Source organism: Erwinia sp. 1181_3, assembly GCF_052824965.1.
In genome coordinates, this window is sequence record NZ_VTDE01000003.1 from 21499 (window position 1) to 34402 (window position 12904).

The following is a 12904-nucleotide window of genomic DNA, read 5'->3' on the forward strand; positions in this document are numbered from 1 at the left end:
CCGCAGATGCGTTGGCTGCCTTCATTCACCCTGGTCACTTACTTCAGTAAGCTCCCAGGGATTCATTCAATTGCCGCCTTCCTGCAACACGAAATATTTTGGGTGTCATTTACAAAAATACGAAAAAAGTCTCAGTGAACTCAGGCGCGTTCGCCCTTGATGCTGACCGGGCCAAGTGGATAGGGAATGTTGTGCTGCTTCACCCATTCCAGATAACTGGCACGGGCGCCCGGGAAGCCGATAGCAATCCACGCTTTCATCCCTTTATTGCCGCCGTACATTGGATCGGAGAGATAGCCGTGTTTGGCATCGGACAGCAGCCCGCTGAAGAACTGAGAGGCTTTCAGGTCGGCCTCGCCCAGTTCAGCGAAGTGGATATCGTTTTTTTGCAGTTGGGTCAGAACGCTGTCTTTATCCTGCGATGACAACTGATGGAAGGGTTTCTGGTGGGTCTGCTGGCACCACTGGTTAGCCAGTTTGATACCGGTTTTATAGATCTGCTGCGGGCGGAACGGGATCTGGTAACCCATGGTGGCAGGCGCTTTGGTATCAAACGGCCCTTTCATATAGATCTCATCACCGAGATCGCCATGCATCTGCTGATCGATAAAGATCGGTACATTGGTTTCCAGCGCGCCCGGCGCTTTGCCTTTGCCTCCGGCGGGGATCAAACTGTCACAGGCGGCAAGAATAAACTGCCATTCATCCTGACTGAAAAAGATTGGCTGATAATCTGCCAGTTCCGGCGCTGCCATCTCGGCTGCCTGTGCGGCGGTCAGGCCTTTAAAGACCATCTCACCTAACGGCAATGCCAACAGCGACCCGAGTAAAAACTTACGGCGGGTAGTTTCTTTTTGAAGGAGCATTTTGACGACTCTCACACACTCAGAAAAAGACACCGATGGAGCACGTGTCATTAAGGTTAAAGAACTGTTTTTATCTGTTTACATTGCCGCAATGTTAACGATACAAAAGTGTCAAAATGTAACAATTGAAGTGGTGATATTTAAACTTAAGATGAAGTGTTTCTTCTAACATTTCATAACAATGCCATTATGAAGAGAAGGGATTAAAGCCGGGGATTTATCGGAAATTCAGGGATAGTAAAAGAAAAAAAGCCGTAAAACGGCGCTTATTTGATTACATTGGGAAATAATACCCACACAAAATAAAGTCATATAATGATTGTTTCATTCCAGCGTAACACTGCCTGCCAGACGTTAACCGGAGTCACGAACCACCATGGTGAACCCTAAATCGACCACCGCCTCTGCGGGCATGACGCCTTCTATTTTATTAGCCAGCAGCATCGCGGCATCTTCACCCATTTTTACCCTGTCGATAGCTACTGTCGTGATCGCGGGCCGGTTGGCCGCGGCGAACGCTAAATTGCCAAAGCCGATAACAGCAAGCTGATCCGCTACACTCAGCCCACGTGCTTCAGCCTCCATGATCACGCCCTGCGCTAAGGTGTCAGAACTGCAGATAATCGCATCGAACTTATCCCCCTGAGCAAGTAACTGATGCAAACCCTGTCGACCGGCACCGAGCGACGTTGGCACCGGGGCATTGACCCCGCGAATACGGCTTCCTGGCAGCCCCTGCATCACATCGGATAGCCCTTTACGCCGCTGCCGGGCGCGACGATCGCCGGCCCACACCAGACCCAGGCTCAGGTAGCCCTGTTGCAGACAGTAGTGACCCAGTTGGGTGCCGACTTTTTCATGAGAAAACCCGACCAGCATGTCCAGCGGCGTTGGCGTGAGATCCCAGATTTCCACCACCGGCAGGCCAATATTGAGAATGGTTTTGCGCAGTTCAGGACTGTGATGAATGCCGGTCAGTATCATGCCGTCGGGGCGGCGCGAAAGGATGGTGGCAACAATAGACGCTTCGCTGTCCGGAGAGTATCCGGTGACACACAGCAGCATATGGTAGCCACGCAAGGCCAGACGATCGCTGATCGCCTGTACGGTATCGACAAACATACTGTTGTTAATTTGCGGAATCACTACGGCAATCAGGCGGCTACGTTTGGACGCCAGCCCCCCTGCCAGCATATTGGGGATATAGCCGGTGATCTGAATCGCTTCCATCACCCTGGCAACGGTGGCAGGCCGTACCACCTGCGGTTTGTTAATGGCACGGCTGACGGTCATCGGAGATAATCCCGCGACACGGGCAACATCCTCAAGCGTAGGGGTTTTTACCGTGGCAGGGTCAGGATTTTCCATCTGGCATCCGATAACTAAAATGTTTGCGCTATCATTTTGCCACAAAACCGCACAGTGAAACAGGGCTGAACAACATGCCTGAGGGCGGGCTGACTATGTTACACTCAGCGCCGCCCGAAAGCCTGGCTCCCGGCTTTCCCCCGATCCCATTGTGAAAGGTGTTATGCCGTGAATAAAAGAGCAATTGCCCCTGGCCTGATTTTTGTTGCTGCGATGGCGTTTCTGGTGTGGTTTATCGCCTCCGGCGCGGCAATGCCGGGAAGCTGAGATCAGCTTTCCGGATCTGACGGGCTGACGGCAATGCGCGTGCCTTCAGGAAGATCCCTGATCTGCACGGCAAACTGCGCGCGGGTACGCATGGCATCTTCACTACGTACCGCCTGGAGGTTATCCGGCACGAACTCACCGCCAACAATAAACGGTGTTTTCGGCACCAGGCGATAACCCGCCGGTAATGCCCCGTGCTGATCCTGCCAGTCCAGCGCCAGCGGATAACCCGTTAACACTGAGTACTCTTCCAGAATCAGGGCACTCCAGTGCTCCAGACTTGCCGCCAGCCAGGTGAATTCGCCGGTTTCCGGCTCAAAGCTGAACACCCCGTCCTGCCGCAGACAAAACTGCACGCCAAAGATATCTTCAGCAAAGAACAGCGCATCCAGCGCCATATCCTGAAACGCCGAAATCCACAGATCAGGCTGGTTCCACTGTTGCAGGCCAGGTTCACTCTCCGTTGCCTGCCAGGGAAAGATATGCAGCGCAGAAACAAAACCATAGCAGCCGTTTTTAATCGCCAGCAGTTGACGCAGTTCTTCGAGCAGCGCGGGATTAACCGTGGCGCTGAAGTGCATGTCCTGTGGGGCGGCAGCCAGGCTGTCACTACAGAGAGAGAGAAGTTTTGCGGTTGAGGTAGTCATCATACGGCCCTGAGATGTCGACATTTAACAGTGATAAGCCGCTAAGGTTAACATCAACAACAGGCCAGGGGAAAACGCTCGACGGGTTTAGTTCTGTATCGCAGTGGCAGGCAGACAAACCATCTGGGATTTACAGAAAATACAGTTGGCACCATGGGGATTTTTTGCGGTGATACTGAAAGGCGAGAAGCGGTACTGACATCCGTGACAAGACGGACACTGATATTTAATATTTTGGATAATAGACCTACATATTTTTATTTTAAGAGAAATTTTTATTGGTACGGGCAAGACGTTAACACAGTTTTTACATTCCGTCTGTTTTATCTTCGCGATGCAGTAAATCCTGATAGAGCTCACTCAGCACGCCATCTGGGGCAAACTGCTGTTTTATCCACAATGCGACCTGTCCGCTGGCGGGCTGGCGGATAGCCAACAGCAGCCGTGAATCCTGGCGGGGGTTCATCACCTCACGCGTTACCAGCTTCTCCCCGGCGTCGCGCACAATATAGTCCGGCAGAAAGCCAATGCCCTCCCCCAGAATCTGACACTGACATTTGGTGTTGAAATCAGGCACCAGAACCGCCTCCTGCCCGTGCAGCAGCCAGCCAACACGCTGGTTCAGCATCTGTGCCGTGTCGGCCACCATAATATTGGTATAGCGCCGCATCTGACCTTCACTGATGGGCTGAGGCAATGCGGCCAGCGGATGATGGGGCGCGATCGCAAACTGCCAGTGCACATAGCCGATATCAAGACAGTCAATGCCATCCCTGTCCAGCGGCACATCCGGTGCCCCCAACGCCAGCGTTGCCTGGTGATGGATAAACGCATCCCAGACGCCGTTATACACTTCCTGAGTGACCGTCACCTGACAGGTGGGGAACTGCTTTTTCAGCAGCTGTAGCAGCCGGGCAGTGTGATGCGGGGTATACAACAGATGGTTGATGCAAATACGCACCCTGGCCTCTACGCCCTGGGCGATAGCATCGACACCGTATTGAATGGCACCGAAATCGTTAAGTAGCGTCAGCGCCTTACGATAAAAGTAGTCGCCGGACTCCGTCAGTTCAATCCGGCGGGGATGGCGCACAAACAGCGGAACACCCAGCCCGGTTTCAATGCGTTTAATGGTGTAGCTGACCGCTGAAGTGGTGACCCCCAGCTCAATCGCCGCCTTACTGAAGCTGGCACACTGCACCACGGTGACAAACACCTGCAAATTCTCTTCACTAAAAATGGAGTTCATCGCACATTCCCTCGTGTTCCGGTTTCATTGATTATTATTCAACAAGAAAGGCCTTTCAGGTGAATTATTTTTACACGGATATCACCGTCTTTCACTGGCTGCTATTGTCGTTTCCTGGACCATCACTTGCTTATCCGGGAACCTGTATGTCATTTGCACATCCTGACTTTTCCACCTCCAACGACACACTACAGGCACGCTTCCTCCGTGCTGCCCAACAGGGCGAGCAGGATATCTTGCAGCAGTGTCGGGATCAGGGCGTGGATCTCAACGTCACCACCGCGCAGCGCACCAGCGCCATCACGCTGGGGGCACAGCACCAGCACTATGCCTGTGTCGCCTGGCTGATCGAGGCGGGCGCCGATATTAATCAGCAGGACGATACCTGTTTGAATCCGTTTTTGCTCGCCTGCCTGAATAACGATCTCACTCTGCTGCGCCTGCTGCTGCCCGCGGCACCCGACCTCACCCGGGTGACACGCTTTGGCGGCATTGGCCTGACGCCCGCCAGCGAAAAAGGCCATGTTGAGATCGTGCGCGAGTTACTGTCCCGCACCACCATCAACGTCAACCACACTAATTTCCTCGGCTGGACACCGCTGCTCGAAGCCATCCTGCTGAATGACGGTGGCGCAAAGCAGCAGGAGATCGTTCAGCTATTACTGGATAACGGTGCCAGCCCGCACCTGACGGATAAGTACGGTAAAACCCCTCTGCAACTGGCGCGTTCACTGGGTTATGACGCCATTGCTATACAGTTAATCCATGCAGGAGCCCGTGATGAATAAGCCCGATCAGCAGCGTCGTACCTTTCTCAGCCACGGCAGTAAAATGCTCGGTGCCTGCGCCATCCTGGGTGCAGGCACCCCGCTTGCCATTGCCGCCGGATCGTCAGCCCTCGCCCAACAGGAAACGCCCATGACCACCGTCGGTGCACGCCACTACTATCTAGATAACGTCCTGCTGGAAACCGGATTTCACTACCAGGAGGGGGAAGTGGTCGCCACCCGCACCGCGTTGCACTGCCTGGAAATCAATAACGGCAAGATCGTTGCTGTACGTGCTAACGCGGTACGCCCGGATGCCAGCCTGACGCGGGTTGATGCCGGAGGAAAACTGCTGCTGCCCGCCATGCGCGATATGCATATCCATCTGGATAAGACCTTCTATGGTGGCCCGTGGCGCATGCAGTCACGCCCGGCAGGGACCACCATTAAACAGATGATTGCACTGGAGCATCGCCTGCTGCCAGAGCTGGCGCCCCACACACAGGAGCGGGCGGGTAAACTGATCGACCTGCTGCAATCAAAAGGTTCCAGCGTGGCGCGGAGTCACTGCAATATCGAGCCGGTTTCCGGACTGAAAAATCTGGAAAACCTGATGGCGGTACTGGAACGCCGTCGATCCGGTTTTACCTGCGAGATCGTCGCCTTCCCCCAGCACGGGTTGCTGCTGTCAAAATCTGAACCACTGATGCGCGAAGCGATGCAGGCCGGAGCGCACTACGTCGGCGGGTTGGATCCCACCAGCGTTGATGGCAATATGGAAAAATCCCTCGATACGATGTTTCAGATCGCCGTCGACTATGGCAAAGGCGTGGATATCCATCTGCATGAAACCAGCCCGGCCGGGGTGGCCGCCATCAATTATATGATTGACCGGGTGGAAAAAACGCCGCAGCTGAAGGGCAAAGTCACGATCAGCCACGCATTTGCACTGGCCACCCTCACACCACAGCAGGTAGAAGAGACCGCACAGCGTCTGGCCGCGCAGCAGATCAGCATCGCCTCAACGGTGCCGATTGGCACGCTGCATATGCCGCTGAAACAGCTTCAGGATAACGGTGTTTTTGTGATGACCGGCACCGATAGCGTGATCGACCACTGGTCGCCCTATGGCCTGGGCGACATGCTGGAGAAAGCCAACCTGTACGCTCAGCTCTATGTGCGCCCGGGTGAACTGGCGCTGTCGCGCGCGCTGGCAATTGCTACCGGGAACCGCCTGCCGCTAAATGATAAAGGCGAGCGCGTCTGGCCCGTGGAACAGGACGAGGCCAGTTTTGTGCTGGTCGATGCCTCCTGTTCGGCAGAAGCGGTGGCGCGCATTTCACCACGCACCGCCACCTTCCATCAGGGGAGTTTGGTCTGGAGCACGCTCAATAAGGTGTAATCCCCCGGTAGACAAAAGTTTACATGCGTAACCATTGTTAAACGCGACCGTTTGATTAAGATGGTCGCTCTTTTCAAATGGGGCGGGTAATGGCAACACGACAACGCATCGCAATGGGCTTTCTGGCGCTCGCCTGCCTGGTCATACTGGTCTGTATGGCACAGCGCATGGCAAGCCTGCACGCCCTGCAAATGCCTCCAACCACGTCGTTCAGCCTCAGCAATACCGCCCCGGACAACGCAGATGACGCGTCGATAACCCCTTGTGAACTCAGCGCCAAAACGCTGCTGCTGGCTGCCCCGCTGCTGTTCGACAGCGTCCTGCCTGCCACGGTCATTCTCCTGTTAGTACTGGCACTGTGCTGTCTTCTCCCATTGATTTTTCCTCCGGCACGCCCCTGTCGTGCGCCGCTACTCCGTATCCATCTGATTAACTGTAATTTCCGCGAATGACACACCGTTCCACCGGTGTCTTTTAATCATTTACGGAGAAATAACATGTTTACGCTTATCAGGAGCTTTGCTCTCCTGCTGCTATTCTGGCTGCCCGCATTGCAGGCCGCTGACAGTGGCTGGCTGCAAAACCCCCAAAACAGTCACGCTCAGGTTCGCCTGCGTGCCGATGCCTCACAGGCCGACCGCACTCGCATCTTGCTGGATATTCAGTTACAGGATGGATGGAAAACCTACTGGCGATCGCCGGGTGAAGGCGGGATTGCCCCGACCATTCGCTGGCAGAATGCCGTAACCCAGGCACACTGGTTCTGGCCTTTGCCGCAACGTTTTAACGTCGCGGGGATCACCACTCAGGGTTATCATCAGCGCGTTACGCTGCCGATTGAACTGTCCGGCCCGGCCCCGAAAAGTCTGGTCGAAACGCTGACGCTCTCCACCTGTAGCAACGTCTGCATCCTCACCGACTATCCGTTCACTATTGATATGACGTCATCTGTTGATGCGTCGTTTGAACATGATTATGCCCAGGCGATGGGCAGCGTACCGATTGAACGCGGCCTTGCTGACACCCTCGTCGCGGGTTATCAACAGGGAGAGCTACAGATTGTTGCCGAACGTCAGGACGGCTGGCAGCAGCCTGCGCTGTTCCTTGACGGGCTGGAGGGTACCAGCTTTGGCGAACCACGCTTTACCCTCAGAGGTTCAATGCTGATAGCCCGCGTGCCGGTCAGCGATGAATGGGGTGACAACGCACCCGATATCACCGGAAAGAACCTGTCTCTGGTACTGGCGGATAACGGCCTGGCGCAACAGATTACCCTGTTGGTTGATGAAGGATGGGGACAGCGCTCCCCGGTGTTGCCGCTGTGGCAGATGCTGCTGACGGCACTGCTGGGAGGCTTTATTCTCAACCTGATGCCTTGCGTACTGCCGGTGTTGGGCATGAAACTCGGCAGCATTGTTAATACGCCACAGCGCGACCGCCGCAACGTGCGACTCCAGTTTATCGCCTCCAGTGCCGGAATTATCACCTCGTTTATGGTGCTGGCGCTGCTGATGACGGTACTTCGTCTGGGTAATCACGCCCTGGGCTGGGGTATTCAGTTCCAGAATCCGTGGTTTATTGGCTTCATGGTACTGGTGACCCTGCTGTTCAGCGCCAACCTGTTTGGCCTGCTCTATCTGCGCCTGCCATCAGGCCTGAATACCCGTCTGGCAACGTACTCTGGCCGTGGTCCTGGCGAGCATTTCTGGCAGGGTGCATTTGCCACGCTGCTGGCCACCCCGTGTTCAGCTCCCTTCCTCGGTACTGCGGTGGCATTTGCCCTGGCGGCACCGCTGCCACTGCTGTGGGTGATGTTTGCCGCCCTCGGCATCGGCATGAGCCTGCCCTGGTTGCTGATTGCCGCCTGGCCCGCCCTGGCGCTGAAGCTGCCACGCCCCGGGCGCTGGATGAATGGAGTACGTATCGCCCTGGGAATGCTGATGCTGGCCTCCTGTTTCTGGTTGATCAGCCTGCTGGTGAATCATATTGGCCTGCTCGCCACACTGGCTGTTGCGACCGCGATCGTACTGGTATTGCTCGCCACACTGGTGAAACAGTTCGGCCTCCGGCGGGCGGCACTGGTCACGGTAGTGCTGTTGCTGGTGGCCGGTGGCGTGTTGCTGGCGGGTACATTCAGCGCGACATCAGATCAGCACAGAATGCAGGATCGGCTTACCTGGCAGCCGCTGACAGAACAGGCGATCCGCCAGGCTCTGGGCGCGAAAAAACGGGTGTTTATTGATATCACTGCCGACTGGTGCGTGACCTGTAAAGCCAATAAATACAACGTATTGCTGCGCGATGATGTGCAGCAGGCGCTATTAGCAGATGATGTGGTGACCCTGCGCGGTGACTGGAGTCGTCCGTCTGAAACGATCACCCATTTCCTGCAACAGCGCGGCAGCGTGGCCGTGCCGTTTAATCAAATTTATGGACCGGGTGCTCCCCAGGGCGTGGTGCTTTCTCCGCTGCTTGACCGTGCCACCCTGCTGAAAACCCTGAATAATGCCAAAGGAATTGAACAATGAAAAAATCTCTGATTGCCCTGTTACTGGTTGCTACACCGCTGTGGGCTGCGGCCCCGTTTACCCCGGAGCAGGAGGCACGGATTAAGCAACTGATCCGCGAAACACTGGTGGAAAATCCACAGATTCTGGCTGAAGCCGCCAATGCTTACGATAAACAGGCACAGGCGCAGCAGGCCAATGTGACTGGCCAGGTGATTGAACAGAACAAGGCGGCACTGTATGACGATGCCGGATCGCCGCGCCTCGGTGCAAAGAATGCGAAGCTGACGCTGGTATCGTTTACCGACTACAACTGCCCTTACTGTAAACAGTTCGATCTGCTGCTGGAAAAAATTGTGCAGCAGTACCCGGACGTTGCCGTGATCATCAAACCGCTGCCATACCGTGCCGAAAGCTCGATGACCGCTGCGCGCGAAGTACTGACGCTGTGGCAACAGCAGCCGGATCGCTGGCTGGCACTGCACCAGCGTCTGATGGCAAAGAAGGGCAACCATGATGACGCCAGTATTCAGGCCGCAGAGAAAAAGCTGGGCGTGACGATAACGCAGCCGGATAAACAGAGCCTGGAGACGGTGAATACCAACCTGAAGCTGGCACAGCATCTGGGCATTGAAGGCACGCCAGCCACGCTGATAGGTAACCGTCTGCTGCCTGGCGCCGTGTCGTATGAAGAGCTGGAGCGTCTGGTGAAACAGCAGCTGGCACAAACGCCATGAGCCGCCTGAAACGTTGGGCACGTGAGATACTGGTACTGGCGCTGCTGCTGGCCGGGGGGATGTGGGTGATGGACAGCTGGCGCGCGCCAAAGGCACCGCTGGCCTTTGCTGACCAGCCATTGCTTACCCTCGACGGGCATGAGGTCACGCTAAAGGCGTTAAGCCAGCAGCGCCCGCTGCTGGTCTATTTCTGGGCCAGCTGGTGCGGTGTCTGTCGCTTTACCACGCCAACGGTGGCTGATATGGCACAGCAAGGCCGCAACGTTATCGGCATTGCGCTCCGTTCCGGTGAAAATGACAAGGTGCAGCGCTATTTACAAGCAAAGCAGTATCACCTGCCGCTGGTGAATGACCCGGAAGGCAGACTGTCTGCCAACTGGCATATCAGCGTGACCCCAACGCTGGTGATTATTGATAAAGGCAAGGTGGTGGGCACCACTACCGGTTATACCAGTGGCTGGGGCATGCAGCTGCGGCTGTGGTGGGCGGGCCTGAGCTGACCGTCAGAGGTGGATGAGCATTCGCTTGTCCGCCTCACTTAGCACAGGCAATCACCTGACAGCTTGAATTTTTGCTATGCTTTTCCGCACGATCCCTACGCTTCCGACATGACATAAGGCATTCTCATGACAACCCCACAGGCTTTGATTATTGGCGCTTCGCGCGGCATCGGTTTAGGGCTGGCAACGACTCTGGCCGATCGCGGCTGGCAGGTTACCGCAACGACGCGCAAGGACACGCCGGACAGTGCGGCGTCCATCCACTGGCTAACGCTGGATATTAACCTGGCGGATCAGAGAGAAGCGCTGGTGGCGGAGTTGGCTGGCCAGCAGTTTGATGTGGTGTTTATTAACGCAGGCGTCTATGGACCGGAGCATCAAACGCTGTCGCGTACCCGCGACGAAGAGCTGATGGCGCTGTTTATGACCAACACCTTCTCGCCGCTGCGCTGCGCTGAAGCGCTGCTACCACAGGTCAAACCCCGCAGCGGCATTCTGGCACTGATGACCTCGCAGCTCGCCAGTCTGAATGAGAATCCTGACGCAACGTATCCATTGTATGCGGCCAGCAAAGGCGCGTTAAATATGCTGGCACGCGGGTTGTCGGCGAAGACGGATGCCCAGGGCCAGACGCTGCTCTGCGTTCACCCGGGCTGGGTGCAAACCGATATGGGAGGGACAAATGCCCCACTGACGGTGGCGCAAAGCGCGGGTGGCATTGCCGATCAGCTGGTCGCCTGGCGTGGCAAAGGCGGGCACCACTACATTGATTACAGCGGAAAATTACTCGCCTGGTAAGGCCTCATCGGCATCGACCAGCAGTAATGTGCCGCTGCTGCCGGGCAGTACCCGATGAGGGCTGCCCGGCGGTATCACAAAATAGTCCCCGCTTTTCAGCGCCACGATCTGCCCGTCAATCGCCAGATCCATCTGCCCGTCAATCACCACCAGTAGCTCGGCAAAATGCTCATGCACTTCATCCGGTATCCCCTCTCCGCCCATGCGGATCAGTTTCACATTCGCCTGGCCAATCTTGCTGATAATGGCAGAACGCCACACATCCGGCAGCGCTGCGGCCCCGGTTAATAATGATGCTGCCTGAAACATACCATCCTCCTGTCGGGTGACAGACAGAGATACCCGAAATTTCGCGCAGCAGGAACGAAGATATTTCACTAAGCTATTCCACACGGCAGTTAGTGACAGTGAAATGACAGTAAGATGAAAGCGTGACTAAAGAAATATTCAGGGAAGACTAAAGTGGAATATCCGATGTGTTAACGTAATAAAAATTAGCTGGAAAACATCTCGTGTAAACAGCAACAATCAGAACATAATCTGTTTTTATCATTGATGATGTTTATGTTTATTGGGATTTATCTCAATTGACATTAACATCGGCCATCCAATACTCCTTGCTTACCGATGAGTTGTTTTATGGCTAACCGTATCGTATCAGGATTAACAGGCATTATTCTGTTAAGCCTGTCACCTTTAACACAGGCAGTCAGCACGGTGTTATCACCGAAAGAGGCCGACTGGGTTGCACCGGAATTCACCTTTAACAGCGGTGAGAAGCTGAAAGACCTGCGCATTCATTACTACACGCTGGGTGACAGTAGTAAACCTGCTGTATTATTACTTCACGGAACTAACCAGCCAATAAAAGCACTATTAGCCGAGGGATTTGGCGGCGAATTATTTGGTGCCGGCCAGGCACTGGATATCAGCAAATATTTTATTATCATGCCGGAAAGTATTGGGTCCGGAAAATCATCCAAGCCGTCCGACGGTTTGCGTATGGCGTTTCCGCACTACGATTATAACGATATGGTCACCGCGCAATATCGTTTAATCAAAGAAGGGCTGGGCATTTCCCATTTACGTCTGGTCATGGGGTATTCGATGGGGGGTATGCAAACCTGGCTTTGGGGTGAAAAATACCCTGGCATGATGGATGCCCTGGTGCCCATGGCTTCGCAGCCTGCTGAGCTGTCCGGTCGTAACTGGATGATGCGCCGTATGTTAATTGAGTCCATCAAGGGCGATCCCGCCTGGGCTGAGGGCAATTACCGTCAGCAGCCCCCTGCGCTGAAAACAGCCAGCATTATGTTCAGTATTGCCACCACTGGCGGCACACTGGCCTGGCAGCATAAAGCACCAACGCGTGCGCTGGCCGATAAGCTGGTTGACGACCGCCTGGCTACCCCGCTTACCGCTGACGCCAACGATTTTATTTATATCTGGGGTTCGTCAGCGAATTATAATGCGCAACCCGCATTAAACCGTATCACCGCCCCCATGCTGATTATTAATTCGGCAGATGATGAACGTAATCCGGTGGAAACAGGCACGCTGAGCCGCGAATTAAACAAGATTAAAAAGGCCGAGCTGTGGCTTATTCCGGCCAGTGCAGAGACCAGCGGGCATGGCACCATGATGTCGGCAAAATTTTATAACGAGAAACTGAAGTCATTTTTAGCCAGCACCAGGGAACACGCGAATAATTAACAGCCGTACCTGACCGGAAGTGACCCATGTCGCCTCCGGTCTTTTATTTTTATTATGCCTTTATTTCCGACACCACTCTTTTT

At 54.9% G+C, this 12904-nt stretch carries 15 protein-coding genes; 9 read left to right on the forward strand and 6 right to left on the reverse strand.

Features of this window, described 5'->3' with window-relative positions:
* Positions 1 to 140: 140 nt before the first annotated feature.
* Both FY046_RS08390 and FY046_RS08395 read right to left on the reverse strand, forming a co-directional pair.
* Entirely contained in the window at positions 141 to 866 is a 726-nt protein-coding gene (locus tag FY046_RS08390) for a gluconate 2-dehydrogenase subunit 3 family protein (RefSeq protein ID WP_446185957.1), read from the reverse strand.
* A 354-nt stretch (positions 867 to 1220) separates the two neighbouring features.
* The gene (locus FY046_RS08395; RefSeq protein WP_446185958.1) at positions 1221 to 2234 is read right to left on the reverse strand and encodes a LacI family DNA-binding transcriptional regulator; all 1014 of its coding nucleotides are present in this window, start codon (positions 2232 to 2234) and stop codon (positions 1221 to 1223) included.
* Between the two features lie 168 nt (positions 2235 to 2402).
* Here FY046_RS08395 and FY046_RS08400 point away from each other — a divergent pair, with 168 nt between their 5' ends.
* On the forward strand, positions 2403 to 2501 hold the full coding sequence (locus tag FY046_RS08400; RefSeq protein WP_227535840.1) for a YoaK family small membrane protein: 99 nt from the start codon (positions 2403 to 2405) through the stop codon (positions 2499 to 2501).
* 2 nt (positions 2502 to 2503) lie between these two features.
* Here the strand turns inward: FY046_RS08400 and FY046_RS08405 are convergent, their stop codons facing one another.
* The 3 genes from FY046_RS08405 to FY046_RS08415 form a co-directional block, all read right to left on the reverse strand.
* On the reverse strand, positions 2504 to 3148 hold the full coding sequence (locus FY046_RS08405; protein WP_159337471.1) for an SMI1/KNR4 family protein: 645 nt from the start codon (positions 3146 to 3148) through the stop codon (positions 2504 to 2506).
* Positions 3149 to 3235: 87 nt separating this feature from the next.
* Positions 3236 to 3508, reverse strand: a complete 273-nt coding sequence (ymcF, locus tag FY046_RS08410) for a cold shock small protein YmcF (protein ID WP_420361215.1) — start codon at positions 3506 to 3508, stop codon at positions 3236 to 3238.
* The gene (locus tag FY046_RS08415) at positions 3456 to 4397 is read right to left on the reverse strand and encodes a LysR family transcriptional regulator (RefSeq protein WP_446185959.1); all 942 of its coding nucleotides are present in this window, start codon (positions 4395 to 4397) and stop codon (positions 3456 to 3458) included. The genes ymcF and FY046_RS08415 overlap by 53 nt, the downstream gene beginning before the upstream one ends.
* A 146-nt stretch (positions 4398 to 4543) precedes the next feature.
* Here FY046_RS08415 and FY046_RS08420 point away from each other — a divergent pair, with 146 nt between their 5' ends.
* The 7 genes from FY046_RS08420 to FY046_RS08450 all read left to right on the forward strand — a co-directional run bounded on the left by FY046_RS08420 (position 4544) and on the right by FY046_RS08450 (position 11108).
* The gene (locus FY046_RS08420; RefSeq protein ID WP_446185960.1) at positions 4544 to 5185 is read left to right on the forward strand and encodes an ankyrin repeat domain-containing protein; all 642 of its coding nucleotides are present in this window, start codon (positions 4544 to 4546) and stop codon (positions 5183 to 5185) included.
* Positions 5178 to 6566, forward strand: coding sequence for an amidohydrolase family protein (locus FY046_RS08425; RefSeq protein WP_446185961.1), 1389 nt, complete (start codon positions 5178 to 5180; stop codon positions 6564 to 6566). The genes FY046_RS08420 and FY046_RS08425 overlap by 8 nt, the downstream gene beginning before the upstream one ends.
* Positions 6567 to 6655: 89 nt before the next feature.
* The gene (locus FY046_RS08430; RefSeq protein WP_133845680.1) at positions 6656 to 7018 is read left to right on the forward strand and encodes a copper resistance protein; all 363 of its coding nucleotides are present in this window, start codon (positions 6656 to 6658) and stop codon (positions 7016 to 7018) included.
* A gap of 45 nt (positions 7019 to 7063) precedes the next feature.
* A complete protein-coding gene (locus tag FY046_RS08435) occupies positions 7064 to 9094 on the forward strand; it encodes a protein-disulfide reductase DsbD family protein (RefSeq protein ID WP_446185962.1) in 2031 nt (676 codons plus the stop codon).
* Positions 9091 to 9810 (forward strand): DsbA family protein, encoded by a 720-nt coding sequence (locus tag FY046_RS08440; RefSeq protein ID WP_133845682.1) that lies wholly within the window; start codon positions 9091 to 9093, stop codon positions 9808 to 9810. Before FY046_RS08435 ends, FY046_RS08440 begins: the two co-directional genes overlap by 4 nt.
* Entirely contained in the window at positions 9807 to 10310 is a 504-nt protein-coding gene (locus FY046_RS08445; RefSeq protein WP_159337476.1) for a protein disulfide oxidoreductase, read from the forward strand. The genes FY046_RS08440 and FY046_RS08445 overlap by 4 nt, the downstream gene beginning before the upstream one ends.
* 126 nt (positions 10311 to 10436) lie before the next feature.
* Entirely contained in the window at positions 10437 to 11108 is a 672-nt protein-coding gene (locus FY046_RS08450) for an SDR family oxidoreductase (protein ID WP_171148764.1), read from the forward strand.
* On the opposite strand, the gene FY046_RS08455 is transcribed toward FY046_RS08450, so the two are convergent.
* A complete protein-coding gene (locus tag FY046_RS08455) occupies positions 11094 to 11417 on the reverse strand; it encodes a cupin domain-containing protein (protein WP_133845685.1) in 324 nt (107 codons plus the stop codon). The genes FY046_RS08450 and FY046_RS08455 overlap by 15 nt on opposite strands.
* A 330-nt stretch (positions 11418 to 11747) precedes the next feature.
* On the opposite strand from FY046_RS08455, the gene FY046_RS08460 reads away from it, so the two are divergent.
* Entirely contained in the window at positions 11748 to 12821 is a 1074-nt protein-coding gene (locus FY046_RS08460; protein ID WP_133845686.1) for an alpha/beta fold hydrolase, read from the forward strand.
* Positions 12822 to 12904 lie beyond the last annotated feature (83 nt).

Excerpts from the sequence above, each read along its gene's own strand:
- FY046_RS08390 (WP_446185957.1), bottom strand. The coding sequence starts at position 866 with ATGCTCCTTCAAAAAGAAACTACCCGCCGTAAGTTTTTACTCGGGTCG.
- FY046_RS08395 (WP_446185958.1), bottom strand. The coding sequence starts at position 2,234 with ATGGAAAATCCTGACCCTGCCACGGTAAAAACCCCTACGCTTGAGGAT.
- FY046_RS08405 (WP_159337471.1), bottom strand. The coding sequence starts at position 3,148 with ATGACTACCTCAACCGCAAAACTTCTCTCTCTCTGTAGTGACAGCCTG.
- FY046_RS08415 (WP_446185959.1), bottom strand. The coding sequence starts at position 4,397 with ATGAACTCCATTTTTAGTGAAGAGAATTTGCAGGTGTTTGTCACCGTG.
- FY046_RS08420 (WP_446185960.1), top strand. The coding sequence starts at position 4,544 with ATGTCATTTGCACATCCTGACTTTTCCACCTCCAACGACACACTACAG.
- FY046_RS08425 (WP_446185961.1), top strand. The coding sequence starts at position 5,178 with ATGAATAAGCCCGATCAGCAGCGTCGTACCTTTCTCAGCCACGGCAGT.
- FY046_RS08430 (WP_133845680.1), top strand. The coding sequence starts at position 6,656 with ATGGCAACACGACAACGCATCGCAATGGGCTTTCTGGCGCTCGCCTGC.
- FY046_RS08435 (WP_446185962.1), top strand. The coding sequence starts at position 7,064 with ATGTTTACGCTTATCAGGAGCTTTGCTCTCCTGCTGCTATTCTGGCTG.
- FY046_RS08440 (WP_133845682.1), top strand. The coding sequence starts at position 9,091 with ATGAAAAAATCTCTGATTGCCCTGTTACTGGTTGCTACACCGCTGTGG.
- FY046_RS08445 (WP_159337476.1), top strand. The coding sequence starts at position 9,807 with ATGAGCCGCCTGAAACGTTGGGCACGTGAGATACTGGTACTGGCGCTG.
- FY046_RS08450 (WP_171148764.1), top strand. The coding sequence starts at position 10,437 with ATGACAACCCCACAGGCTTTGATTATTGGCGCTTCGCGCGGCATCGGT.
- FY046_RS08455 (WP_133845685.1), bottom strand. The coding sequence starts at position 11,417 with ATGTTTCAGGCAGCATCATTATTAACCGGGGCCGCAGCGCTGCCGGAT.
- FY046_RS08460 (WP_133845686.1), top strand. The coding sequence starts at position 11,748 with ATGGCTAACCGTATCGTATCAGGATTAACAGGCATTATTCTGTTAAGC.